Here is a 24,356-nt window from a genome sequence, read left to right as displayed (position 1 = left end):
CCGATACCAGGAGTTGACCGCATGGGGCTGATCGGAGAGGTCCTGATGCTGCCGTTCGCCCCCGTGCGCGGCAGCCTCTGGGCGATGAAGCAGGTGGTGAACGAGGCCGAGCGCCAGTACTACGACCCGGCGGCGATCCGCGCCGAGCTCGGCATCCTCGAAGAGCGTCTCGAGGCCGGCGAGATCGACGAGGCGGAGTTCGACCGCAGGGAGGACGAGCTCCTCGACAGGCTGGAGACAGCGATGACCAGGGGCACCCAAGCAGGCGACAACGGGACACAACGATGAATCGACTAGGCATGGGCCTCGCGGTAGGGGCCGGGTACGTCCTGGGACGTACCAAGAAGATGAAACTGGCGTTCGCCGTGGGCACCATGGTGGCCGGCAAGCGGATGAACCTCAGCCCGCGGGCGCTCGCCGACCTGGTCTCCCAGCAGCTGCAGAACAACCCGCAGTTCAAGGAGATCGGCGACCAGCTGCGCCAGGACGTGCGCGGGGTCGGCAAGGCCGCCACCGGAGCACTCGTCGAGCGGCAGATCAGCGGTCTCGCCGACCGGCTGCACGGGCGGACCAACCAGGTGAAGGACCAGCTCGCCGGTGTGGTCCCGGACGCCCCGCGGGTCGGCGGCAAGCGCCGCCGGGACGAGGAACCGGACGACGACCACGACGAGCGCGACGACCACGACGACCACGACGAGCGCGACGGGCGCGACGGGGACGAGCGGTACGACGACGCGCCCCGCGACGAGGACGAGGAGGCGCCGCGGCCGCGCAAGCGGGCTCCGGCGAGGAAGGCGTCCGCGAGGAAGGCCGCGGACGAGCGGGGCTCCGACGACGGGGCTCCGGCGAAGAAGACCGCGAGGACCGCGAAGAAGGCTCCGGCGAGGAAGGCCGCGGCGGCGAAGACCGCCACGCGCCGCACCTCGCGGGCCCGTACGACGAGGGGAGGCGGCGACGATGACTGACACCCTCGGGTCCGCGACCAAGCAGGCCAAGAGCAACCCGCTGACCTCCCTCGCCCAGAGCGAGGCGGTCGACCGGCTCAAGGAGGAGGCCCAGGCGTACCTGGCCGCCCAGACCCAGCGCCTGCTGGTCGGGGTCGGGACCAAGCTGGGCCAGACGACGGGCAAGCTCAACGACATCGCCGAGGGCAACAGCCCCGGCTTCGCCAAGCTCGCCCTCGACGGCGGCCGCAAGCTGGCCGACGGCAAGGGGCCGCTGCGGACGGCGGTCGAACTCGGCGCGGGCAAGGCCAAGGACGGTGTGGTCGGCGCCTTCAAGAACCTGGTCGGCGGCAAGGGCAGGCGCAAGAGCGGGGCCGGCAAGAAGCCGACCGTCATCCTGGAGTTCATCGACGTCGGTGTGCCGCTGCGCACGGCGTACGACCAGTGGACCCAGTACCAGGACTTCAGCACCTTCGCCAAGGGCGTCAAGAACGCGAACCGCGCCGACGACACGACGTCCGACTGGCAGATGAAGATCTTCTGGTCCACCCGCAGCTGGAAGGCCCACACCACCGAGCAGGTGGCGGACCAGCGGATCAGCTGGACGTCGGAGGGCGCCAAGGGCACCACGAAGGGCGTCGTCACCTTCCACTCGCTCGCCGAGAACCTCACCCGCGTCCTGCTGGTCATCGAGTACTACCCCAAGGGGCTGTTCGAGAAGACCGGCAACATCTGGCGCGCCCAGGGCCGCAGGGCCCGGCTCGACCTCAAGAACTACGCCCGGTTCATCACCATCAAGGGCGAGGCCGACGACGGCTGGCGCGGCGAGATCCGCGACGGCGAGGTCGTGACCAGTCACGAGGACGCCGTCGCCGAGGAGGAGGAGTCCGAGCAGAACTCCGAGAACTCGACCGAGGACGAGGAGACCCCGGAGCACGAGGAGTCAGCCGAGGACGAACTCCACGAGGACGACGACGTCCACGAGGACGACGACGCCTACGAGGACGAGGACGCCCCGGAGGCCGAGTACGAGGACGAGGAGGAGCCGGCGGACGAGGAGGCGTACGAGGACGAGGACGCCCCCGAGGCCGGGACCGAGGCCGAGGACGAGTACGAGGACGACGAGGACGCGCCGGAGTACGACGAGGCGGCCGAGGACGAGGCGGAGGAGCGCGAGCCCGCCGGGACCCGGAGCGGTCGATGACCACGGCTCAGCGTCTGCCCGACCCCTACGGGAGCGGAGGCGGTGCCAACCTCGCGGACATCCTCGAAAGGGTGCTCGACAAGGGCATCGTGATCGCGGGCGACATCCGTATCAACCTGCTAGACATAGAACTGCTCACCATCAAGCTCCGGCTCATCGTGGCCTCCGTCGACAAGGCGAAGGAGATGGGCATCGACTGGTGGGAGACCGACCCGCAGCTGTCCTCCCGCGCCAGTCGTGACGAACTGGCGCGGGAGAACGCCGAGTTGCGTGCCCACGTCGCCGAGTTGGAGAGCGCGCGGGCCGGACTGCCCGAGCGTGAGCGTGAACCCTCGGAGGAGGAAGCCCAAGGATGAGCGGTCTGCGCTACGTCTACGCCGTCTGCCGCCCGTTCGGCACGCCCCTGCCGGCCCAGCTGTCGGGGGTGGCCGGTGTGCCGCCCAAGCAACTGGTCCACCACGACCTGGTCGCCGTGGTGGGGCAGGTCCCGGAGGAGGACTTCTCCGAGGAGCCGCTCCGGGCCCATCTGGAGGACCTGGACTGGCTCGGTGCGACCGCACGGGCCCACCAGAACGTGATCGACGCGCTCACCGTCGTCACCTCGCCGCTGCCGCTCCGGCTCGCCACGGTGTTCCGGGACGACAGCGGTGTCCGCACGATGATGGAGGAGCGGGAGGAGACCTTCCTGCGCACCCTCGACCGGCTCGACGGCCGGGTCGAATGGGGCGTGAAGGTGTACTCGGAACCCAGGGACACCGAGAACCCGCAGGCGTCCGGGGCTCCGGGCGACGGGCCGGGGTCCTCTCCCGCGAAGGCGGCGTCGGGGCGCGACTACCTGCGGCGGCGGCGTGACCAGCGCAAGGAGAGCGAGGAGAGGTGGGAGCGGGCCGAGGAGTTCGCGCGCCGGCTCCACGAGTCCCTGTCCGAGGGCGCGGAGGACACCCGGATCCACGCGCCGCAGGACTCGGCGCTCTCGGGCGCGCCCGGCCGCAACATCCTGAACGCCGCCTACCTGGTGCCGCGCACGGAGTCCGAGGCGTTCGTGGAGCTGGTGGACCGGACGAAGGACGACACCCCCGGGCTGCGCGTCGAGCTGACCGGTCCCTGGGCGGCCTACTCGTTCACCGGGGAGGACGCGTGACCGTCGTGGAACGCCGGGAGGTCGCGCTCGTCGACCTGCTGGACCGGCTGCTCGCGGGCGGGGTCGTCATCACCGGCGACCTCACCCTGCGGATCGCGGACGTCGACCTCGTGCGCATCGACCTGAACGCCCTCATCAGCTCGGTGAACGAGAACGTTCCCGCGCCCTGGGAGGAGATGCTGTGAGCAGCGGGGAAGCCCTCCGGAGGGTCGTCGACGACGCGGTCCTGGGAACCGGGAAGCAGGCCGGGCGCAGCCGTCTCGACCTCGAACCGGACACCGTGGAGCGGGACCTCATCAAGCTCGTGCTCACCGTGGTCGAACTGCTGCGCCAGCTGATGGAGCGGCAGGCCGTGCGGCGGTTCGACACGGGGGACCTCTCGGAGGACCAGGAGGAGCGGATCGGGCTCACGCTGATGCTCCTCGACGACCGGATGGCGGAGCTGCGGGACCGCTACGGGCTGCGGCCCGAGGACCTGAACCTGGACCTCGGGCCCCTGGGACCGCTGCTTCCCCGGGACTAGGTTCCGGGCCGGGCCGGGTCCGGTCGGATCCGGCCGAGTCCCGTCCGCGGGCCCGTGGGGGCCGTTCGCGCAGTTCCCCGCGCCCCCGAAGGGGCCCGGTCCGCGGGTGAACGTCAGGCCGGCTTCCGGCACAGGATCTCCCCGTGCAGGACGGAGAACCAGCCGTCCTCCCGCCCTCCCCACTCCCGCCACGCCGCGGCCACCGCGCTGAGCTGCTCCGTGGTGGCGTGGCCGCCCCCGGTGGCCAGGTCCGCGTAGGCGGAGGCGACCGTACGCTCCGCCCACAGCCCGCTCCACCACGCGCGCTCCCCGGCGGAGGAGTAGCACCAGGTGCTCGACGAGGCCGTGACGTCCGCCAGGCCGGCCGCCAGCGCCCATGACTTCAGGCGCCGTCCGGCGTCCGGCTCGCCCCCGTTGGCGCGGGCCACCCGCCGGTACAGACCGAGCCAGTCGTCCATGCCCGGGACCTGCGGGAACCAGGTCATCGCCGCGTAGTCCGAGTCCCGTACGGCGACCAGTCCGCCCGGCTTGACGACCCGGTGCATCTCCCGCAGCGCCTGCACCGGGTCGCCCACGTGCTGCAGCACCTGGTGGGCGTGGACGACGCAGAAGGTGTCGTCCGGGTACTCCAGCGCGTGGACGTCCGCGACGGCGAAGTCGACGTTCTCCAGACCGCGTCCGGCGGCGGTGGCCCGTGCCCGGTCCAGGATGCCCGGCGCGTGGTCGACGCCGGTGACGTGCCCCCGCGGGACCAGCGCGGCCAGGTCGGCGGTGATGGTACCGGGGCCGCAGCCGATGTCCAGGACCCGCATGTGCGGCTCCAGCGAGCCGAGGAGGTAGGCCGCCGAGTTGGCGGCCGTACGCCAGGTGTGCGAGCGCAGCACGGACTCGTGGTGGCCGTGCGTGTAGACGGCGGTCTCCTTCGGCATGGCGGTGTCCATTCCCTCGTGTCCCTGGTGTCCCTGGTACCGGACCCGCGGAGCGCCTCCGCCGGGGTACGGGTCAACCTACGCCGTCATGCCGAATGGTGAGACCCGTGTCTCGCAATGCGGACCTGCGGTCGGCGGCCCGGCGGACGGTCAGCGGGGCCCGCTCGGGCGGTAGACCGTGAGGGCCTCCGGCAGCTTCTGGATCGTCACGTCGCCCTCCACCTCGACGACCTCGCCGTCATAGGCCAGCCAGGTGCCCGGCTCGACCCCCTGGACGCGCAGCCCGCCGACCCGGAGCGCCGCGTGCACGGGGGAGCGGGTCAGCGGTCCGGCCACGGCCGCGGCGAGGAGGCGTACGGCCGGGAGACGGCCGCCGTGCACGACCCGCACGTCGAGAAGGCCGTCGGAGAGGTCGTATCGGCGGGCGGGCAGCGGCCCCATGCGGTGGTACGTGCCGTTCCCGGCGAACAGCAGCCACAGCGGCCGCTGCCTGCCGCCGAACTCGGCCCGCAGGGGGTGCCGGCCCGCGCGCAGCACGCGCACGGTCGAGACCACACCGGCCGGCCAGCCGCCGATCCGCCCGGACCAGCGGTCCCGCTCGCGCACCAGCTCGGGGTAGACGCCCAGACTGCAGTTGTTGAGGAAGTAGCCCTCCTGGCCGCCGGCGGTGAACCGGCCCACGTCGACCCGTACGGCCTCACCCTCCGTCAGGGCACGGCTCAGGGTCCGTACGTCCTCCACGCCCAGGTCCTGCGCGAAGTGGTTGAGGGTGCCGCCCGGCAGCACGGCGAGCGGGAGGCCGTGGCGCAGGGCCGCCGTGGCGCCCGCGTTGATCGTGCCGTCGCCGCCGCACACCCCCAGCACCTCGGCGCGGGCCGCGGCCTTCTCCAGCGCGTCCCCCAGGTGCGCCGGCTCGCACTCCACGATCTCGGCGAGCGGCAGGGCGTCCTCGACGGCGCGCATCCGGTCCGCGGTGCCGGCCGACTTGTTGACCACCAGCACCAGCCCCTCCCCGTCCGGCAGGGCGGGCACGTCCGCGCGGGGACGCCCGGGGGGCGGCAGCTGGTCGCGTGTCGGCACCAGCCGGCGTACGGCGAAGGCGGTGCCCGCGCCGAACGCCGCCCCGGCCAGCACGTCGCTCGGGAAGTGCGCACCCGTGTAGACGCGGGACAGGGCCACCGCGGCGGCCACCGGCGCCACCACCGCGCCGAGCCGGCGGGACTCCAGGGCCACCCCCGTCGCGAAGGCCGCCGCCGACGCCGAGTGCCCCGAGGGGAAGGAGGTGGTGATGGGCTGCCGCTTCAGCTGCCGCATCACCGGCACGGTGTCCAGCTTCGGGCGCGGACGCCGCACCGAGCGCTTGCCGACCGTGTTGATCGTGGCCGAGGCCACGGCGAGCGAGGCGATGCCGCGGGCTGCCGCGCGGCGCGCCCGCGTCGAGCGGGTCGCCACGAGGGCCGCGGCCGCGCCGAACCACAGCACCCCGTGGTTCGCGCTGCGGCTCAGCCTCGGCAGCAGCGGGTCGGCACCCGGCCAGTGCCGGGTCGCCACCGCCTCGAAGAGGCGGTGGTCCAAGGCCATCAACCGGTCGAGCAGGGCGTGGCCGGCCCCGGTTGCGGTGAGGTCTACGTCTGCGGTCATGCTCCATCGTCTACCCCACCGGACTCCCGCTCCGCATATCCGTTTGCCCGGCCCCCCGTCGGCCCCGGACAATGCGCGACCATGGGACATCTCGAAGCCGCGCATCTGGAGTACCACCTGCCCGACGGGAGGACGCTGCTCGGCGACGTCTCCTTCCGGGTGGGCGAAGGGGCCGCGGTCGCGCTCGTGGGACCCAACGGCGCGGGCAAGACGACACTGCTGCGGCTGATCTCGGGCGAACTGAAACCGCACGGCGGCACCGTCACGGTGAGCGGCGGACTCGGTGTGATGCACCAGTTCGTGGGTTCCGTACGGGACGGGACGACCGTGCGCGACCTGCTCGTGTCGGTGGCCCAGCCGCGCGTCCGCGAGGCCGCGCAGGCCGTGGACCGGGCCGAGCACGCCATCATGACGGTCGACGACGAGGCCGCCCAGCTCCAGTACGCGCAGGCGCTCTCCGACTGGGCGGAGGTCCGCGGGTACGAGGCCGAGACGCTCTGGGACATCTGCACCACGGCCGCGCTCGGCGTGCCCTACGACAAGGCCCAGTTCCGCGAGGTGCGGACCCTGTCGGGCGGTGAGCAGAAGCGGCTCGTCCTGGAGGCACTGCTGCGCGGCTCCGACGAGGTGCTGCTCCTCGACGAACCGGACAACTACCTCGACGTCCCCGGCAAGCGCTGGCTGGAGGAGCGGCTGCGGGAGACCCGCAAGACCGTCCTGTTCGTCTCCCACGACCGGGAACTGCTCGCCCGCTCCGCCGAGAAGATCGTCAGCGTGGAGCCGGGTCCGGCGGGCGCCGACGCCTGGGTGCACGGCGGCGGCTTCGCCACGTACCACGAGGCCCGCCGCGAGCGCTTCGCGCGCTTCGAGGAGCTGCGGCGGCGCTGGGACGAGAAGCACGCCCAGCTCAAGAAGCTCGTGCTCAGCCTGCGCCAGGCGGCCTCCGTCAGCCATGAGCTGGCCTCGCGGTACCAGGCCGCGCAGACGAGGCTGCGCAAGTTCGAGGAGGCCGGGCCGCCGCCCGAGCCGCCGCGCGAGCAGGACATCACGATGCGCCTGCACGGCGGACGCACCGGTGTGCGGGCCATCACCTGCGAGGGACTCGAACTCACCGGGCTGATGAAACCCTTCGACCTGGAGGTCTTCTACGGCGAGCGGGTCGCCGTGCTCGGCTCCAACGGCTCCGGCAAGTCGCACTTCCTGCGGCTCCTCGCGGGCGGCGACGTGGCCCACACGGGGAGGTGGAAGCTCGGCGCGCGGGTCGTGGCGGGCCACTTCGCGCAGACCCACGCACACCCCGAGCTGGAGGGGCGCACCCTGCTCGACATCCTGTGGACCGAGCACTCCCAGGACCGGGGGGCCGCCATGTCGCGGCTGCGGCGGTACGAGCTGACGGCGCAGGCCGAGCAGCGGTTCGACCGGCTGTCGGGCGGGCAGCAGGCCCGCTTCCAGATCCTGCTGCTCGAACTCCAGGGGTCCACGGCGCTGTTCCTCGACGAGCCGACGGACAACCTGGACCTGGAGTCGGCGGAGGCCCTCCAGGAAGGGCTGGAGGCGTATCAGGGGACGGTGCTGGCGGTGACGCACGACCGCTGGTTCGCCCGTGCCTTCGACCGCTACCTGGTGTTCGGGAGCGACGGACGGGTGCGGGAGACGACGGAACCGGTGTGGGACGAGCGCCGGGTGGAGCGGGCGCGGTAGCGCTCCGCCGGGCCGGACGGAGGGACCGTGCGGAAGGCGGGGGCGGGCGCGCGGTTCCCCGCGCCCCTGGAGGGGCGCCCCGGGGCGAGATGTTCGTAAGGTGGGGGTGTAGGGCCGGACCACACCGACGGACATGACGATCGGGGTATCACCATGACCGGAGTCGACGCGGGCCTCCTGGACGACGAGCAGCTGATGAGAGAGCTGGAGACGATCCACCGCACCCGTCATGACACGCTGCTGCACGGTTCGAACGACGCGCTGAGCGCCCACAACCTCCGGATGGCGGAACTGGAGGGCGAGTACCTGCGCCGCAACCCCCGTCGCCCGGTCACCGAGGGCCGGACGCGGGCCGGGGCACGGGACCGCGACCCCGACCAGCCGCAGGCGCCCGGCCAGGCAGGACGGACCGGTCAGGCCGGATAGTCCTTGTCGAGCCGGACGGCCGGACGGTCCTCGTCGAGCCGGAGGGTCTGACGGCCGGACGGTCTGACGGCCCGCCGCCCACCGGGCGGCGGGCCGTCAGACCGGACGCGCGGGGTCAGCCCCGCGTCGCGGACCGCTGCTGCTTCCGGAACTCCGGCACGAACGCCTCGCAGAACGCCTTGAGGTCGTCCGGCTTGCGGCTGGTGATGAGCGTGGCGGGCTGCGCGTCGCAGACCGCCACCTGCTCGTCGACCCAGGTGCCGCCCGCGTTGGTGATGTCCGTGCGCAGGCTCGGCCACGAGGTCAGCGTGCGGCCGCGGACCACGTCGGCCTCGATGAGCGTCCACGGGGCGTGACAGATCGCGGCGACCGGACGCCCCTGCTCGAAGAAGTCACGGACGAACGAGACGGCTTCCCCGTTCATGCGCAGCGCGTCCGGGTTGGCCACGCCGCCGGGCAGCACCAGGCCGTCGAAGGAGTCCGCCGACACCTCGCCCACCACCTGCTGCACGGGGAACACGTCCGCCTTGTCCAGATGGTTGAACGCCTGGATCTGCCCCGGTTCGGTCGACACCAGCACGGGCTCACCGCCCGCGTCGACCACGGCGTGCCAGGGGTCGGTGAGTTCGATCTGCTCGACGCCCTCCGGCGCCGTCAGAAACGCGATACGCATCAGGGTTTCCCGTCCTTTCTCTGCGTGCTCCTGCGCTTCGGTGACGTCGTCCGCAGTACCCCTGACACGACGGGTCAAGCGTCCGGGTGCCCGGACGCGGTGGCCACCGCGCTCCCACGGGTCCGTGCAACCCCGGGTGTTTGCCCCGGAGGAGGAGGGGCAGGCGCACACTCAGTGCTTCGGACAGGAGGCACGTCCGTGGGAGTGGTTCCAACCCCGCCCACGGGTGTGCCCGTCCGGCTCAGGGTGCGCTCCCGCGGTTGACCGTCCGACGAACGCCCCTGGAGAGAGTTGCCCTCATCATGCGTACTCAGGCGAGCGCCAGGCACCATTCGCACGACGATGCCCCCGACACCGCCGAGGACTTCCGCAAGCTCGCGGCACTGCCCCCGGGCCGGGCGCGCGACGCCCTCCGCGACCGGATCACCGAGGCATGGCTGCCCATGGCCGAGCGGCTCGCCGGCCGGTTCCGGAGCCGCGGCGAGAACTTCGACGACCTGAGGCAGGTCGCGGCACTCGGCCTGGTCAAGGCCGTCGAACGCTACGACCCCGAGCGCGGCAACGCCTTCGAGAGCTATGCCGTGCCGACCGTCACCGGTGAGATCAAGCGCCACTTCCGGGACCACATGTGGACCCTGCACGTACCACGCCGGGTCCAGGACCTGCGCAACCGCGTCCGCTTCGCCCGCCAGGACCTGGCCCAGACCATCTCCGGGCGGCAGCCCACCACCACCGAGATCGCCGAACACGCGCACATGAGCGAGGACGACGTACGCACCGGTCTGGGCGCCCTGGAGAGCTTCACGGCGCTCTCCCTCGACGCCGAACTGCCGGGCGGCGACGACGGATACTCGCTCGGCGACGTGCTGGGCTCGGCCGACCCCGCCCTGGACGTCGTGATCGACCGCGAGGCGGTCAAGCCCCGTCTGGAGGCCCTGCCCGAACGTGAACGGGCCATCCTCTACATGCGGTTCTTCGACGACATGACCCAGAGCCGCATCGCCGAGGAACTGGGCATCTCCCAGATGCACGTCTCCCGGCTGATCAGCCGCTGCTGCAGCCGGCTGCGGGAGCAGATCATGCAGGACACCGTCTGACGTCCGGCGTCACCCGCTCGGGTGTCCGCGTGGCACGAATGGTGTCCGGCCGCGCGCGCCCCGGCCGGGCGCGGGCTCTGATGGGCTGCGGGGCATGCCGGTCGTGCTCCGCCTCCGCCGCCGTACCCGGGCGTGGGGGTCCCCCGCCGACGGCCGAAGGAGACCGAGCCCATGCCGCTGAGCCGTACCGCTCGCGCACTGTCCGCCACCGCCCTCACCAGCCTCGTACTCGGTACCGCCGCGACGGCCGCGACGGCCGCGACGGCCGCGACGGCCGCGACGGCCGCGACGGCCGCGACCGCGGACCCGGAGGCCGGGGTCAGCCCGCGCACCGTGGCCCCCGGCGGTACGGTCACCGTCTCCGTCTCGTGCGAGACCCCGGGCGGACGCCCGCCCGGGACCGTCGACGCCACCTCACGGGCCTTCGAGCGCGGCACCGTCCGGCTGCACAGGACCACGGGCGCGGAGGACCCGGCGGGTACGGGCGCGGAGGACCCGGCGGGTACGAGGGCGGAGGATCCGGCGGGCACCGGCATGGAGGATCCGGCGGGCATGGGGGACCCGGCGGTCGACGAGCACTCCGCTGCCGGCGAGGATCCTGTGACCGGCGGGGACCCTGTGACCGGTGACGCCTCCACGGCCGACGAGAACCCGGTCGGTACGGACGACTCCGCGGCCCCGGACGACCCGGTCGGCACGGACGACCCGAAGGGCGACGAGGTGCCGGGGAGCCGCACCGTCTACAGCGGTACCGCCCGTATCGCACCCGCCGCCGACTTCGGGGAGGGCGGACCCGACGGCGTCGGCGGGATCTCCGAGTGGAGCGTCGGCGGCGTCTGCCCGACGGCGCACGGCGGCGCGGGAAAGAAGTGGAGCGCGTCCTTCACGGTGTCCCTCCGGGGCTTCCGCGGCACGGAGGCCCGGCACGGGGTGCACGCCGGCGCGGGCGGTGCCTTCGACGACTCCGCGATCGCCCTGGTCTCCGGTGGTGTCCTCGTCGCGGGCGCGCTCGGCGCGGCCGTCCACAGGCTGCGCAGGCGGGAGCCGTCCTCACGCGGCTGAGGCGGCGGAGCGGGTCACCGGACACCGGACCCGGGAACACGGCCGGCCACGGCCGGACCGGCGGTCCAGGGACCACTGCGCGGAGGTGCACAGATGCGGCGGACCGATCCGGAAGGCCACGGACACGGCCACGGACACGGGCACGGCCACGGGCACGGGCCGGTCCGGTACGGACCGCCCCCGCCCGGCCACGGCCTGCCCCTGCCCCCCGGTCTCGCCGCCGCCGCGGCCGGCGCGCACACCGAACCGGTCGGCGCGGGTCCCGCCCTCCTGGACGCCGCCCGCGGCTACTGGGCCCGGCGCGGCCTGCCCGCAGGCCGTGACCGGACCGTCGCGGCTCCCGGCGCCCCCACCCTGCTCCTCGCCCTGACCGCCGCGGTCGGCGGTGACGTACTGGTGCCACGTCCCTGCGCGGCCTGGTGGGCGCCACAGGCCCGGCTGCTGGGCAGCTCCGTCTTCCCCGTGGCGACGCCCGCCGAATGCGGCGGGGTCCCGGACCCCTACGCCCTCCTGGAGACCGTGCGCCGGGTGCGTGCCGAGGGCGGCGACCCCCGGTTGCTCGTGCTGTCCGTGGCCGACGACCCCACCGCCACCGTCGCCCCGCCCGAGGTGCTCCACGAGACGATCGAGGCCGCCGCGGGCGAGGACCTGCACGTGGTCAGCGACGAGACCTGGCGCGACACGCTGCACGGACAGCACGACACCGTACTGCTCAGCCCCGCCGAGATGCTCCCGGAACGGGTCACCGTCCTGACCGACCTCTCCGGGCCCTTCCTGCCGGCCGGCTGGCCCGCGGCGATCGCCCGCTTCCCCGGCGACGGCACCGGCGGCCTGCTGCGCGACCGCGTCCTGGACGTCCTCACCGCGCTGGGCGCCCGGCTCGCCGGGCCCGTCGCGGCGGCAGCCGGGTACGCGCTCGGCGAACCCGACGAGATCACGCACCGTCTCGCCGGGTCCGTCCGGCTGCACGCCCGCGTGGCCGGCGCCGCCCACCGGACCCTCGTCGCGGCAGGGGCGCTCGTCCGGCCGCCGCGGGCGGGGCGGCACCTGTACGCCGACCTCGGCCCGCTGCGGTCCGCGCTCGGCGCGCTCGGTGTCGGTGACGCGCAGGAACTGGAGGACTTCCTCGGCGCCCGGCTGGGCATGCCGGCGCCCGGCGGCCACCGCTTCGGCGACGACCTCGGCGCGCTGCGCGTACGCCTGGACACCGGGCCGTTCCTCGGGACGACCGACGACGAGCGCACGGCGTCCCTGCTGTCGTCCGACCCCTTGCGACTGCCGCACGTGGAGAGGGCGCTGAGCCTGCTGGGGGCGGTGTTCGACGGCCTGCGCCGGGACGACGACGCGCGGCGGGAGTCCTCCCGGTGACCCGGGACGGGGCTCCTCCGCCACCGTGGACGCGCTGCGGGCGCGTCGTGGCCGGGCGCGCGGTTCCCCGCGCCCCTGACGGGACGCGTGCCCGACGGGCGGCTACCGTGTCGCGCTGCGGGCTCGGCGCCACAGGGCCGGGGCCACGCTGATCACCACCGTCAGGGCGATCGCCGCGGCCACGCCCTCCCACGGCTCCTTGAAGAGGGAGCCGCCCAGCACGCCGATGAGCTGGTACGTCGCGGCCCACGCGAGGCAGGCCGGGCCGTTCCCGTGGGCGAAGCGCCGCGCCGGCCACTTCGCCATCAGGCACGCGAGCATCACGGGGATGCGTCCCGCGGGGACCAGCCGGGACATCACCAGCACCACGACGTCGTGGTCCGCGAGCTTCTGCTGGGCCTGGGCGAGCCGGTCCTCGGGCGCGCGGTCGCGTATCGCCGCGAGCCAGCGCGAGCCGTTCCTCGACTCCATCCCGCGCCGTCCGAGCCAGTACAGCGCCATGTCCCCGAGGAACGCGGCCAGCGCGGCCACCACGAAGACCATCGCCATCGAGAGGGGCGCCGTCTGGTGGACGGCCACCACCGTGGCCGAACTCACCAGCGCGCCGGTCGGAATGACGGGCACCAGCGCACCGATCAGCACCAGCAGGAAGAGCGACGGATAGCCGAGCGCCCGCTGGGTGACCTCCGTCGGCACGGTGATGACCGCGGCGGCGAGCACATGCCTCACCGGGTTCCGCCCTCCCGATCGTCGTCGCCCCGACCGGCCGGCGCGTCCCCAGGTGAAGAGCGGTACCCCGCGACCTGCGGTCGCACACTTTCGCCGTGGTCGAGCAGGTGCACCGTCACGCCGGGCGCACGCTCGGCCGCAAGGCGTACGAACTCCGTACCGGGGGTGTGGAACTCATGGGGGCGCACGGCGTCCATCCCGATGGGCCAGTACGTGCCGTAGTGCACCGGCACCGCGCTCCGCGGCCGCAGCAGGGCCAGCGCGTCGGCGGCCCGCCCGGCGTCCAGGTGCCCCTCGCCCAGGTACGGCCCCCAGCCGCCGACCGGCAGCAGGGCCACGTCGACCGGTCCGACCTCCTCGGCCATCCCGTCGAACAGGGCCGTGTCCCCGGCGAAGTACGTCCGGGACTCGCCCTCGACCACATAGCCGAGGGCGGGCGAGCGCTGCGGTCCGACCGGTAGCCGCCGGCCGTCGTGGTGCGCGGTGACGACCCGTACGACCAGGTCACCGATCCGGACCCGGTCGCCGGGCGCCACCTCGGTGAGCCGCGTCCGGCCGAGTCTGCGCAGCCCGGGCACCGCGCGCAGGGCGCCGCGCGGCACCAGCACCCGGGTGTCCGGGGCGAGCCGGGCCAGCGAGGGGACGTGCAGGTGGTCCGCGTGCAGATGGGAGACGAGTGTCACATCGGCCACCGCCGCCCGGGCCTCGGGGAGCGCCCCCCGGCGCCTGCGCAGATGCGCGAGCCGGCGCGCGAAGAGGGGGTCGGTGAGCACGCGTACTCCCGAGTCCTGGACCGTGCAGGTGGCGTGCCCCCACCAAGTGATCTCCACCGGCACTCCTTTGCCTCCTTCGCGCGACTCCCCCGAGCCTACGGGCAGGAGTATGGTCGGCGGCGAATACCCGGAGGTGAGGGGAAGGCCATGGGAGACACACGCCGTGCCTCCGGCATGCTTCGCGTGACGACGATCGCCAGTCTGACGCCGTTGGAGGAGCTGGACGACGACCCCTTCCTGGTGGATTCGCGCAGCCAGCACGCCATGTGCGCGCGCTGGGCGGCCGAGCAGGGCTACGTGGTCACCAGGGAGCTGCTCCTGCGGGGGCTGCGGCCCGACCACTGTGCGCTCTGGGAGGACGCCGAGGCCGGGCTGGTGGATCTGTTCGTCGCGCCGAGCCGCCGGGTCCTGGAGCGGGCGCTGGCCTCGGTGGACGAGTTCACCGCGGAGTGCGCCCGGCGCGGGGTGCGCGTCGAGACGGTCGGGCACGCGGAACCCGCCTACGACGCCCGGATGAAGGCCCACGTCCACCGGCGGCTGTCGATGCCGACGGCGGGCTACGACGGCCGCTGAGCGCTCCGCGCGGCGACGGGCCGGGCGCCACGGCGGCCCGAGACCGCCCCGCGCCGCCCCCGCGTACGCACGGGCCGACGCCCCCGGTGACGCGTACGGCACGGGCCGACGCCCCGAGCCGCGCCCGAGGACGGCCGGGCCCGCCCAGGACACCGGCGTGACCTCCCGGTACGTGTGCCTCCCGCGGGCCCGCGGAGCCACCGGCACGCCCCCGTGCGCCGGCGGAGGCCCCGCGCCGCGTATGACAGGGTTGGGTCCGAGGCCGCCGGCACGAAGGCGGGTGCGGACGTGAGGCGGGCGTGACGTGGGCGGGCAACGATGGCGGAGGGTGGGCAGCGCGGCCTGGCGGAGCGTCACCGTCTGGGCGGTGTCCACGGTCACCATGCTGGCGCTCGCCGGGATCCTGCCCGACTTCAGGCTCCAGTCCGTCGACGGCGACAGCGCCACGACCATCGCCGCCACCGCCGCACTCGGCGCGGGGGCCTTCGGCCTGCTGTCCTCCCTGGTGTGGCCGCTCCTCGTCCGCACCCTGCTCCTCGTCCCCGCCCTCGTCCTCGGCGTGCTCGTCTTCTTCCTGAACGGCTCGCTCCTGCTCCTGGCCCTGCGCCTGGACCCCTCCGGACAGAGCGAGGCCGCCCCGGAGACCGCCGTGGTCGTGGCCGCGGTGATGTCGGCGGTCGCCTCGGCCACCGGCGGCGCCCTGGCCGTACGGGACGACGACGCCTACCGCCGCAGGCTGTACCGGCTCTCCGACCGCCGCCGCGGCAAGACACCGCCGGCCGGCTCCTTCGCCACCCCCGGCACGGTCTTCCTCCAGCTCGACGGCGTCGGTCACGACGTGCTCGTGGACGCGGTCGGCCGCGGCCTCCTGCCCACCGTGGCCGCCTGGCTGGGCCACGGCGCGGGATCCCGCGCCACCCACCGGCTCGTTCCCTGGCGCACCGACTGGTCCAGCCAGACCGGCGCCAGCCAGCTCGGCATCATGCACGGCTCCAACCACGACGTCCCCGCCTTCCGCTGGTACGAGAAGGACACCGGGGAGATCGTGGTCTGCAACCGGCCCACCAGCGCCGCGGAACTGCAGCGCCGGGCCGTCGAGCGCACCGGCGACGCCGGCCTGCTCACCCTGGACGGCGCGAGCCGCGGCAACCTCTTCAGCGGCGGCGCCGACCAGCTGGCCCTGGTGCTCTCCGTGGCCGCCAGGAGGGGCCGCGAGAACCGCTCCCGGGCGGGCTACTTCGCGTACTTCTCCGACCCGGCCAACGCGGTCCGCACCGCCCTGTCCTTCGTCGCGGACGTCGGCCGCGAGATCGGCGAGTCCACCCGGGCGCGCCTGGGGAAGCGGCGCCCCCGGGTCGGCCGCGGCGGCCTCTACCCGTTCATCCGGGCCTTCGCGACCGTCGTCGAGAGGGACGTCGTCGTCGCGGCGGTGATCGGGGACATGCTCGCGGGGCGCGCCGCGGTCTACGCGGACCTGGTCGCGTACGACGAGGTGGCCCACCACTCCGGGCCGCGCAGCCGGGACGCGGAGAGGGTCCTGCAGCGCCTGGACCGCTCGCTGGCCCTGATCGCGCAGGTCGCCGAGCACGCCCCGCGCCCGTACCGCCTCGTCCTGCTCTCCGACCACGGCCAGAGTCCCGGCGAGACGTTCCGCGCCCGCTACGGCCTGGGCCTGGGCGAGCTGGTGCGGGCCGGGTGCGGGCTGCCCGTGCCCCGCAAGGCGCGGCGCACGCACAGCGGCGCCGAGGCGCGGGCCGCCGTACGGGCCGCGCTGCGCAGGCCCGTCGAGGAGGGGGGCGAGGAGCACCACCCGACCCGTCCGCCGTCGGAGCCCCTGGTGCTGGCCTCCGGGAACCTCGGGCTGGTGTCCTTCCCCGACGTGCCGCACCGGATGAGCCGCGAGGAGATAGACGCCCGGCATCCGGCGCTGCTGACCACGCTCGCCAACCACCCGGGCATCGGATTCGTGCTCGTGCGCAGCGAGGAGCACGGCGGCCTCGTGCTCGGCGCGCACGGCGCGCAGATCCCCCTGGACCGGCTGGACGAGAACCCCGGGCCGCTCGCGGACTTCGGCCCGGGCGCCGCCGACGCCGTACGCCGGACGCACTCGTTCCCGCACGTCGCGGACATCATGGTCAACTCCTGGTACGACCCCGAGGAGGGCGAGGTCCTCGCGTTCGAGGAGCAGATCGGCTCGCACGGTGGTCTCGGCGGGGCCCAGGGGCGGCCCTTCCTGATGTCGCCGCTCGCGTTCTCCGCACCGGTCGGGGACGGGGAGGAACTGGTCGGCGCCGAGCGGGTGCACCGGGTGCTGCGGCGGTGGCTGCGGGAGTGCGACGGGCCGCAGGTACCGGTCGAGGCCGCCCTCGACGGCCGCCAGGCGGCCTGAGCACGGAGACCGGGAGTTCTTCGGGAGTCGGGAGTCGGGGGGCGGGGAGTCCGGGAGTCCGGCAGGGCACCTGCCGTGGTCGGCCAACCGCCGGTCGTACGGGGCCGGCCGCGCGGTTCCCCGCGCCCCTGGAGGGGCGGCGCCCCCTGTTCCACGGGGTTGCACCCCGTAGTTCACCGTGCGGGTGCCGGTCTTTCGCGTATGCCGGGCCCGAGTGTGATCGGATAGTGCTACGGACCCGGAACCGGGACCTCGTCGAAAGGGAATCATCGTGGCAACAACGCGCTCCGCGCACACCGTCTGGGAAGGGAACCTGCTGGAGGGCAACGGAGTCGTCACCTTCGACTCCTCCGGCATCGGCGAGCAGCCGGTGTCGTGGCCGTCGCGCGCCGAGCAGGCGAACGGGAAGACCAGCCCCGAGGAGCTGATCGCCGCCGCCCACTCCAGCTGCTTCTCCATGGCGCTCTCGCACGGCCTCGCCGGTGCGGGCACCCCGCCCACCAAGCTCACCACCTCCGCGGACGTCACGTTCCAGCCGGGTGAGGGCATCACGGGCATCCACCTCACGGTGGAGGGCACCGTGCCGGGCCTCGACGACGCCGCCTTCACCGCCGCCGCCGAGGACGCCAAGAAGAACTGCCCGGTCAGCCAGGCGCTGACGGGCACGACGATCACGCTCACGGCGAAGCTCGCCTGACGGCCCGTCCTCCCGCCGATGCCGCGTCCCCGGAAAGGGGGCGCGGCATCGTCATGTCCGGTGCGGTACGGGGCAGATGCCCCATTGACAGGGAGGCACTCAAGTTTTGTGATGGAACACAGGAAGGGACACGAGCAGGCCCGGGTGGAAGGGGACGGACATGGCACGTGCGGTCGGGATCGACCTGGGGACCACGAACTCGGTGGTGGCCGTACTGGAAGGAGGTGAGCCCACCGTCGTGGCCAACGCCGAGGGCGCGCGCACCACCCCCTCGGTGGTGGCCTTCGCCAAGAACGACGAGGTGCTCGTCGGAGAGGTCGCCAAACGGCAGGCGGTGACGAACATCGAGCGCACCGCGCGCTCCGTCAAACGGCACATGGGGGACCCGGCCTGGCGGTTCCCCGACGCGGACGGCGGCACCATCGACGGCACCCGCTACCGCGCGCAGGAACTCTCCGCGCGCGTGCTGCAGAAACTGAAGCGGGACGCGGAGGCGTACCTCGGCGAGGACGTCACGGACGCCGTGATCACCGTGCCCGCCTACTTCGACGACACCCAGCGCCAGGCCACCAAGGAAGCCGGTGAGATCGCCGGCCTCAACGTCCTGCGGATCATCAACGAGCCGACGGCCGCGGCCCTCGCGTACGGCCTCGACCGCGGCGAGGAGCAGACCGTCCTCGTCTTCGACCTGGGCGGCGGCACCTTCGACGTCTCCCTGCTGGAGATCGGCGACGGCGTCATCGAGGTCAAGGCCACCAACGGCGACACCCGGCTGGGCGGCGACGACTGGGACCAGCGGGTCGTCGAGTACCTCGTCAAGCGCTTCAAGGGGCAGTACGGCATCGACCTCGGCCGGGACAAGATGGCCCTGCAGCGCCTGCGCGAGGGCGCGGAGAAGGCCAAGATCGAGCTGTCCTCGTCCACCGAGACGACCGTCAACCTGCCCTACATCACCGCCACCGGCGACGGCCCGCTGCACCTCGACGAGAAGCTGACGCGCGCCCAGTTCCAGGAACTGACGGCCGACCTGCTCGAACGCTGCAAGGCGCCCTTCCACCAGGCGGTGAAGGACGCCGGGGTGAAGCTCTCGGCGGTCGACCACGTCATCCTCGTCGGCGGTTCGACCCGGATGCCCGCGGTGACCGAGGCCGTCAGGGAACTCACCGGCAGGGACCCGCACAAGGGGGTCAACCCGGACGAGGTCGTGGCCCTCGGCGCCGCCCTCCAGGCGGGTGTCATCCGCGGTGACGTGAAGGACGTCCTGCTCCTCGACGTCACCCCGCTGTCCCTGGGCATCGAGACCAAGGGCGGCATCATGACCAAGCTCATCGAGCGCAACACGACCATCCCCACACGGCGTTCGGAGATCTTCACCACCGCCACGGACAACCAGCCGTCGGTCGGCATCCAGGTCTTCCAGGGCGAGCGGGACATCGCCGCGTACAACAAGAAGCTGGGTGTCTTCGACCTCACCGGACTGCCGCCCGCGCCGCGCGGGGTGCCGCAGATCGAGGTGGCCTTCGACATCGACGCCGACGGGATCATGCACGTCTCGGCCAAGGACCTCGCCACGGGACGGGAGCAGAAGATGACCGTCACGGGCGGTTCCGCGCTCGCCAAGGAAGACATCGACCGCATGATGCGCGAGGCCGAGCAGTACGCCGAGGAGGACCGCAAACGCCGCGAGAGCGCCGAGACCCGCAACCAGGCGGAACAGCTCGTCTACCAGACCGAGAAGTTCGTCCGGGACAACGACGAGCGGATCCCGGCCGGCACGAAGACGGAGGTCGAGACCGCGATCGCCGAACTGAAGGGCCTCCTGGAGGACCGCGACGGCGCCGGCACGGGCGCCCTGCGCACGGGCGTCGAGAAACTCGCCGCCGTCAGCCAGCGGATGGGCCAGGCCATGTACGCGCAGGCCCAGGAGGCGCCTCCGCAGGAGCCCGGGCAGGACGGGCCGGACACCGGGCGGGCCCCGTCGCCGGACGAGGAGGGAGTGGTGGACGCCGAGATCGTCGACGAGGACAGGGACGGGAACAGCGCCGGGGCCGGGAACGGGCCGGGGGAGACCGGCCGCGGAGCCGGGGGCACCGGGGACGGCCGGAGCCCGAAGGACGGCCCGGCCTGAGCCGGTCCGGACGCCGAGCCGGCCCGGCCCCGCCTGAGCCGCACCCGCCCCGCGGGCCGCGGGACCCCGCGCTCCGCTCAGAAGTCCGCCCGGCGCTCCAGGATCATCTCCCTGGTGCGCTGGGCGGAGGCCGCCCCGGTCGCCATGTGGTCCAGCACCTCCAGGTGCGCGCCCACCTCCTTGCGGGAGTCCAGGTAGAGCGCCCCGGTCAGATACTCGGTGTAGACCATGTCCGGCAGCTCGGGCTCCGCGAAACGGAACAGCACGAAGGGCGCGTACGTCCCCGGGTGCGGGCCGGAGGCGAACTCCGCGATCTGCAGCGTGATGTGGTCGTTGTCGACGGTCTCCAGGAGGCGGTCCAGCTGGTCCGCCATCACCTCGGAACGCATGCTGACCGGCCGTTGCAGGACCGTTTCCTCCATGATCACCCAGAGATGGGGCGGACGGTCGCCGGCCAGCAGTTCCTGGCGGGCCATCCGCAGCGACACATGGCGCTCGATCTCCTCCGGCCCCGTCTGCCCGACCGTGCCCGCCTCCAGGACCGCACGGGCGTAGTCCTCGGTCTGCAGCAGCCCGGGCACGAAGTGGGGCTCGTAGGACCGGATGACCGACGCCGCGCCCTCCAGGCTCACATAGAGGCTGAACCAGTCCGGCAGCACGTCGTGGAAGCGCTGCCACCAGCCGGGCTGGTTCGCCTCCTCGACCAGCCGGACGAACGCCGCGATCTCGTCGTCGGGCACCCCGTACACCGACAGCAGGACCTGGACGTACGGGATCTTCAGCGCGACCTCGGCCATCTCCATCCGCCGGACGGTCGCGCCCGTGACCCGCAGGATCCGTGCGGCGTCGTCGCGCTTCAGGCCGGACGACTCGCGCAGCTCCTGGAGCCGTCTGCCCAGCACCACCTGCCCCACGGTCGGCGCAGGACGTCTTTCACTCACACCGCGCCTCCCCTGGCCGTGCATGGCGAGAAGTGTGCCACGTTCTCATGAAAGCCTCACCGGATCCCCGCACTTGATCCAAGTGATCACCATTACCCTCCGGCTCCGGCCGACTCACCCGGCGCCGCTCGCGCAGCAGCGGCCCGGCCCACTCGCCGGGGGCGGACCCCGCCGCCCGCCGGGCGCGCGCCCGACCAGGGACGGGAGGGCCGGACTGTGGCACGCTGAGCGGAACCGGACACCCTGGCCGGACATCGTGGAAGGAGCGGGGTCATGCCCCTGGAACCGCTGTCGCAGAAGGACGTCGAGGACCGGCTCGCGGAACTGCCCGGCTGGTCCCTGGACGGAGACAGGATCACCCGCTCCTACCGGCTGGACTCGCACTTCGCCGCCGCCGCGCTGGTCGTGCACATCGCCCGCGTGCAGGAGGAGCTGGACCACCACTCCGACCTCACCCTCGGCCACCGCACCGTCGTCCTGGCCGTGCACACGCATAGCGCGGGCGGCGCCGTCACCGAGAAGGACTTCGAACTGGCCGGCCGGGTCGAGCAGCTCGCCGCCGGTCACGGCGCCGGCTGAGCACGCCGGTGTTCGACTACGACGAGGAGGCCGAGCGGTACGACGACTCCCGGGGCGGTGAACCCCGTGCCGCGGCGGCCGCGGCCGCCGTGCTCGGGCTGGTCCCCGCGGGTGCGGCCACGCTCCTGGACGTCGCCTGCGGCACCGGCATCGTGACCCGCCGGTTCGCGGCGGCCGGTCTCGGCGTGACGGGCGCCGACGCGGCGTGCGGCATGCTGCGGCGGGCCGCCGGGCGGCTGCCGGGCCGGGTCGTGCTGGCCGACGGCCGCCGGCTCCCCTTCCCGGACGCGTCGTTCGACGCCGTGACGGCGATCTGGCTGCTGCACCTGCTGGACGACGCGGAGCGGGTGGTCGCCGAGGCGGCCCGGGTGCTGCGCCCCGGCGGTGTCTTCGTCACGACCGTGGACAAGGCCGCCTCGCACGACGTGGGCAGTGACGTCGACGCCGTGCTGGCACCGCGTCCCCGGCGCGCCGCCCGTGACGGCTCCGGCCTGGTGGCCTCGTACGCCGGCCGGCACGCGCTGCTGCCTGCCGGACGGTCGGGCTTCCGCGGCCGCGGCCAGGGGCGGGCCCCGGCGCGGACCGCGGCCGACGTGCGGCGCGGCTGGTACACCCTGCTGCCGCCCGGCGCACCCCTCACCGAGCGGCTCGCGGCCCGTCTGGAACAGCTCCCGGACCAGCACGTCCCGCGCGCGGAACCGGAGTTCGCCCTGCGGGCGTTCCGGAAGCCGGAACGCCCGCAGGAGCGCCCACGGGCAACGCCTGCTCCCGGCGGGCCGTGAGCCGCGGGACACCGTCCCGGTGCGGCGGCAACTCCCGTGCGGGCGGCGGCGACTGAGGTGGCAGAACCCGTCTGCCCCCCAGGGAGGTACCCCCGTGCAGCACCCGCACCGCAGACGCAGCATGAACCGCCCCCGCCCCCGCCCCCGCCCCCACTCCCGTCCCTGCCCCCTCCTCTCGGCCGTACTGGCCGCCGCCCTCGCCGCCGCCGGACTGACCACGCTCACCGCGGCACCGGCGCGGGCCGCGACCGCGCGCCAGGCGGAGAGACTCGACCGGGGTGTCGTCAGCGTCCACACGGACGCGGGCAACCTGGTCGGCTGGCGCTGGCTCGGCACCGACCCGAACGACGTGTCGTTCAACGTCTACCGGGCCGGTGCGAAGGTCAACGCGACCCCGGTCAGCGGCTCGACGAACTACTTCCACGCGGGCGCGCCCGCCCAGGCCGACTACACGGTCCGCGCGGTCGTCGGCGGCGTCGAGCAGGGCGACTCCGTGCACGCGATCCAGTTCCGCACCGGGTACAAGGACATTCCCATCAGCCCGCCCGCCGGCGGGACGACCCCGGACGGCGTGGCGTACACCTACGAGGCGAACGACGCCTCGGTCGGCGACCTGGACGGTGACGGCGCGCTCGACTTCGTCCTGAAGTGGCAGCCCACCAACGCCAAGGACAACTCCCAGTCCGGCTACACCGGCAACACGATCATCGACGGGATCAGGCTCGACGGCACCCGGCTGTGGCGCGTCGACCTCGGGCGCAACATCCGCTCGGGCGCGCACTACACGCAGTTCCAGGTGTACGACTACGACGGCGACGGCAGGGCCGAGGTGGCCGCGAAGACCGCCGACGCCACGGTGGACGGGACGGGCGCGGTCATCGGCAGCCCCTCCGCCGACCACCGCAACTCCAGCGGGTACGTCCTGACCGGGCCCGAGTACCTGACCATGTTCAACGGGCAGACGGGCCGGGCGATGGGGACCGTGGACTACGTCCCGGCGCGCGGCACGGTCTCCTCGTGGGGCGATTCCTACGGCAACCGCGTGGACCGGTTCCTGGCCGGCACCGCCTACCTGGACGGCGCCCGGCCCTCGCTGATCATGGCGCGCGGCTACTACACGCGCTCGGTGATCGCGGCCTGGGACTGGCGGAACGGGGCGTTCACCCGGCGCTGGACCTTCGACACCGACTCCTCCACCAACACCGGCAGGGGCTTCGACGGCCAGGGCTCGCACAGCCTCTCCGTCGGGGACGTCGACGACGACGGCAAGGACGAGATCGTCTACGGTTCGATGGCCGTCGACGACAACGGCAGCGGCCTGTGGACCACGAGGACCGGGCACGGCGACGCCCAGCACCTCGGCGACCTCGACCCGGGAACGCCCGGCCTGGAGTACTTCAAGGTCTCCGAGTCCACCTCCCAGCCCGCCGAGCTGTACATCGACCCGTCCGACGGCGCGGTCCGCTGGAAGCTCGCCGCCTGCTGCGACAACGGCAGGGGAGTGGCCGGGGACATCCACGCGGGCAACGACGGCGCGGAGGTCTGGTCCTCCTCCGACACCGCCGTCCGCGACGAGGCGGGCGCCACCAAGGGCCGCAAGCCGTCCTCCGCCAACTTCCTGTCCTGGTGGGACGGGGACACCACCCGGGAACTCCTCGACGGCACCCACATCGACAAGTACGGCACGTCGTCCGACACCCGCCTGCTGACGGGGGCGTCGGTCCACTCCAACAACGGCACCAAGGCGACCCCGGCCCTCTCGGGCGACCTCTTCGGCGACTGGCGCGAGGAGGTGGTCTGGGCGACCACCGACAACAGGGCCCTGCGCGTCTACTCGACCCCGGCCGAGACGACCACGAGGATCACCACCCTGCTCCACGACACGATGTACCGCACGGGCATCGCGTGGCAGAACACCGCGTACAACCAGCCCCCGCACCCGAGCTTCCACATGGGCAACGGAATGGCGACGGCACCCCGTCCGACGATCCACACGCCGTAGCACGCGGAGCGCACAAGGAGGGCGCGGACCGGATCCGGCCCGCGCCCTCCCGTT

At 73.4% G+C, this 24,356-nt stretch carries 25 protein-coding genes; 19 read left to right on the top strand and 6 right to left on the bottom strand.

The features are described 5' to 3' along the window. The first annotated feature begins 21 nt into the window (after positions 1-21). The 7 genes from KM933_RS30595 to KM933_RS30565 are packed head-to-tail and all read left to right on the top strand — an operon-like array spanning position 22 to position 3,812. Entirely contained in the window at positions 22-288 is a 267-nt protein-coding gene (locus KM933_RS30595; protein WP_221358208.1) for a gas vesicle protein GvpG, read from the top strand. An 11-nt stretch (positions 289-299) separates the two neighbouring features. Further along, positions 300-965, top strand: coding sequence for a DNA primase (locus tag KM933_RS30590; protein WP_260334396.1), 666 nt, complete (start codon positions 300-302; stop codon positions 963-965). After that, positions 958-2,148 carry an SRPBCC family protein gene (locus KM933_RS30585; protein WP_221358206.1) on the top strand — a complete coding sequence of 397 codons (1,191 nt, stop codon included), beginning with the start codon at positions 958-960 and terminating at the stop codon, positions 2,146-2,148. Before KM933_RS30590 ends, KM933_RS30585 begins: the two co-directional genes overlap by 8 nt. Further along, entirely contained in the window at positions 2,145-2,504 is a 360-nt protein-coding gene (gene gvpJ, locus KM933_RS30580; RefSeq protein ID WP_221358205.1) for a gas vesicle protein GvpJ, read from the top strand. Before KM933_RS30585 ends, gvpJ begins: the two co-directional genes overlap by 4 nt. Next, on the top strand, positions 2,501-3,289 hold the full coding sequence (locus tag KM933_RS30575; RefSeq protein WP_221358204.1) for a GvpL/GvpF family gas vesicle protein: 789 nt from the start codon (positions 2,501-2,503) through the stop codon (positions 3,287-3,289). The genes gvpJ and KM933_RS30575 overlap by 4 nt, the downstream gene beginning before the upstream one ends. Then, entirely contained in the window at positions 3,286-3,474 is a 189-nt protein-coding gene (locus KM933_RS30570; RefSeq protein WP_107016810.1) for a gas vesicle protein, read from the top strand. Before KM933_RS30575 ends, KM933_RS30570 begins: the two co-directional genes overlap by 4 nt. Positions 3,475-3,515: 41 nt before the next feature. Then, the gene (locus KM933_RS30565) at positions 3,516-3,812 is read left to right on the top strand and encodes a gas vesicle protein K (RefSeq protein WP_221358245.1); all 297 of its coding nucleotides are present in this window, start codon (positions 3,516-3,518) and stop codon (positions 3,810-3,812) included. A gap of 113 nt (positions 3,813-3,925) precedes the next feature. On the opposite strand, the gene KM933_RS30560 is transcribed toward KM933_RS30565, so the two are convergent. Together KM933_RS30560 and KM933_RS30555 are read right to left on the bottom strand one after the other, a co-directional pair. Beyond that, complete coding sequence (locus tag KM933_RS30560; protein WP_221358202.1) at positions 3,926-4,741, bottom strand: class I SAM-dependent methyltransferase; 816 nt, start codon at positions 4,739-4,741, stop codon at positions 3,926-3,928. Positions 4,742-4,891: 150 nt separating this feature from the next. Continuing rightward, complete coding sequence (locus KM933_RS30555) at positions 4,892-6,382, bottom strand: bifunctional phosphatase PAP2/diacylglycerol kinase family protein (protein ID WP_221358201.1); 1,491 nt, start codon at positions 6,380-6,382, stop codon at positions 4,892-4,894. Positions 6,383-6,463: 81 nt separating this feature from the next. On the opposite strand from KM933_RS30555, the gene KM933_RS30550 reads away from it, so the two are divergent. Then, on the top strand, positions 6,464-8,083 hold the full coding sequence (locus KM933_RS30550; RefSeq protein WP_221358198.1) for an ABC-F family ATP-binding cassette domain-containing protein: 1,620 nt from the start codon (positions 6,464-6,466) through the stop codon (positions 8,081-8,083). Positions 8,084-8,236: 153 nt separating this feature from the next. Then, entirely contained in the window at positions 8,237-8,509 is a 273-nt protein-coding gene (locus tag KM933_RS30545) for a DUF6158 family protein (protein WP_221358197.1), read from the top strand. Between the two features lie 115 nt (positions 8,510-8,624). Here KM933_RS30545 and KM933_RS30540 read toward each other — a convergent pair whose 3' ends face one another. Further along, complete coding sequence (locus KM933_RS30540) at positions 8,625-9,182, bottom strand: type 1 glutamine amidotransferase domain-containing protein (protein WP_221358195.1); 558 nt, start codon at positions 9,180-9,182, stop codon at positions 8,625-8,627. Between the two features lie 302 nt (positions 9,183-9,484). On the opposite strand from KM933_RS30540, the gene KM933_RS30535 reads away from it, so the two are divergent. From KM933_RS30535 to KM933_RS30525, 3 genes are all read left to right on the top strand, one after another. Further along, positions 9,485-10,279, top strand: coding sequence for an RNA polymerase sigma factor SigF (locus KM933_RS30535; protein WP_221358193.1), 795 nt, complete (start codon positions 9,485-9,487; stop codon positions 10,277-10,279). 171 nt (positions 10,280-10,450) lie between these two features. Next, on the top strand, positions 10,451-11,341 hold the full coding sequence (locus tag KM933_RS30530) for a hypothetical protein (RefSeq protein WP_221358191.1): 891 nt from the start codon (positions 10,451-10,453) through the stop codon (positions 11,339-11,341). Positions 11,342-11,434: 93 nt separating this feature from the next. Further along, a complete protein-coding gene (locus KM933_RS30525; RefSeq protein WP_221358189.1) occupies positions 11,435-12,709 on the top strand; it encodes an aminotransferase class I/II-fold pyridoxal phosphate-dependent enzyme in 1,275 nt (424 codons plus the stop codon). 102 nt (positions 12,710-12,811) lie between these two features. Here KM933_RS30525 and KM933_RS30520 read toward each other — a convergent pair whose 3' ends face one another. Further along, on the bottom strand, positions 12,812-13,438 hold the full coding sequence (locus KM933_RS30520) for a DedA family protein (protein ID WP_221358187.1): 627 nt from the start codon (positions 13,436-13,438) through the stop codon (positions 12,812-12,814). Then, positions 13,435-14,274 (bottom strand): MBL fold metallo-hydrolase, encoded by an 840-nt coding sequence (locus KM933_RS30515; protein WP_221358186.1) that lies wholly within the window; start codon positions 14,272-14,274, stop codon positions 13,435-13,437. Before KM933_RS30515 ends, KM933_RS30520 begins: the two co-directional genes overlap by 4 nt. A gap of 84 nt (positions 14,275-14,358) precedes the next feature. Between KM933_RS30515 and KM933_RS30510 the strand changes: the two genes are divergently transcribed. From KM933_RS30510 to dnaK, 4 genes are all read left to right on the top strand, one after another. Next, positions 14,359-14,784 (top strand): hypothetical protein, encoded by a 426-nt coding sequence (locus KM933_RS30510; RefSeq protein WP_221358184.1) that lies wholly within the window; start codon positions 14,359-14,361, stop codon positions 14,782-14,784. A gap of 304 nt (positions 14,785-15,088) precedes the next feature. Further along, entirely contained in the window at positions 15,089-17,173 is a 2,085-nt protein-coding gene (locus KM933_RS30505) for an alkaline phosphatase family protein (protein WP_221358183.1), read from the top strand. 271 nt (positions 17,174-17,444) lie between these two features. Continuing rightward, complete coding sequence (locus KM933_RS30500; protein ID WP_221358182.1) at positions 17,445-17,870, top strand: OsmC family peroxiredoxin; 426 nt, start codon at positions 17,445-17,447, stop codon at positions 17,868-17,870. 160 nt (positions 17,871-18,030) lie between these two features. Then, complete coding sequence (gene dnaK, locus KM933_RS30495; protein ID WP_221358180.1) at positions 18,031-19,998, top strand: molecular chaperone DnaK; 1,968 nt, start codon at positions 18,031-18,033, stop codon at positions 19,996-19,998. A gap of 77 nt (positions 19,999-20,075) precedes the next feature. Here the strand turns inward: dnaK and KM933_RS30490 are convergent, their stop codons facing one another. Then, on the bottom strand, positions 20,076-20,939 hold the full coding sequence (locus tag KM933_RS30490; protein WP_221358178.1) for a helix-turn-helix domain-containing protein: 864 nt from the start codon (positions 20,937-20,939) through the stop codon (positions 20,076-20,078). A 273-nt stretch (positions 20,940-21,212) separates the two neighbouring features. Between KM933_RS30490 and KM933_RS30485 the strand changes: the two genes are divergently transcribed. The 3 genes from KM933_RS30485 (at position 21,213) to KM933_RS30475 (ending at position 24,302) form a co-directional block, all read left to right on the top strand. Then, the gene (locus KM933_RS30485) at positions 21,213-21,518 is read left to right on the top strand and encodes a 4a-hydroxytetrahydrobiopterin dehydratase (protein WP_221358177.1); all 306 of its coding nucleotides are present in this window, start codon (positions 21,213-21,215) and stop codon (positions 21,516-21,518) included. Between the two features lie 8 nt (positions 21,519-21,526). Further along, positions 21,527-22,300, top strand: a complete 774-nt coding sequence (locus KM933_RS30480; RefSeq protein WP_221358176.1) for a class I SAM-dependent methyltransferase — start codon at positions 21,527-21,529, stop codon at positions 22,298-22,300. Positions 22,301-22,394: 94 nt separating this feature from the next. Continuing rightward, positions 22,395-24,302, top strand: coding sequence for a rhamnogalacturonan lyase (locus tag KM933_RS30475; RefSeq protein ID WP_430727389.1), 1,908 nt, complete (start codon positions 22,395-22,397; stop codon positions 24,300-24,302). The last annotated feature ends 54 nt before the right edge of the window (positions 24,303-24,356 follow it).

This window comes from Streptomyces beigongshangae (assembly GCF_019710745.1).
Taxonomy (GTDB): Bacteria; Actinomycetota; Actinomycetes; order Streptomycetales; family Streptomycetaceae; genus Streptomyces; species Streptomyces beigongshangae.
Note: the sequence above shows the minus strand (reverse complement) of the source record. Positions and strands in the feature narration are given on the sequence as shown.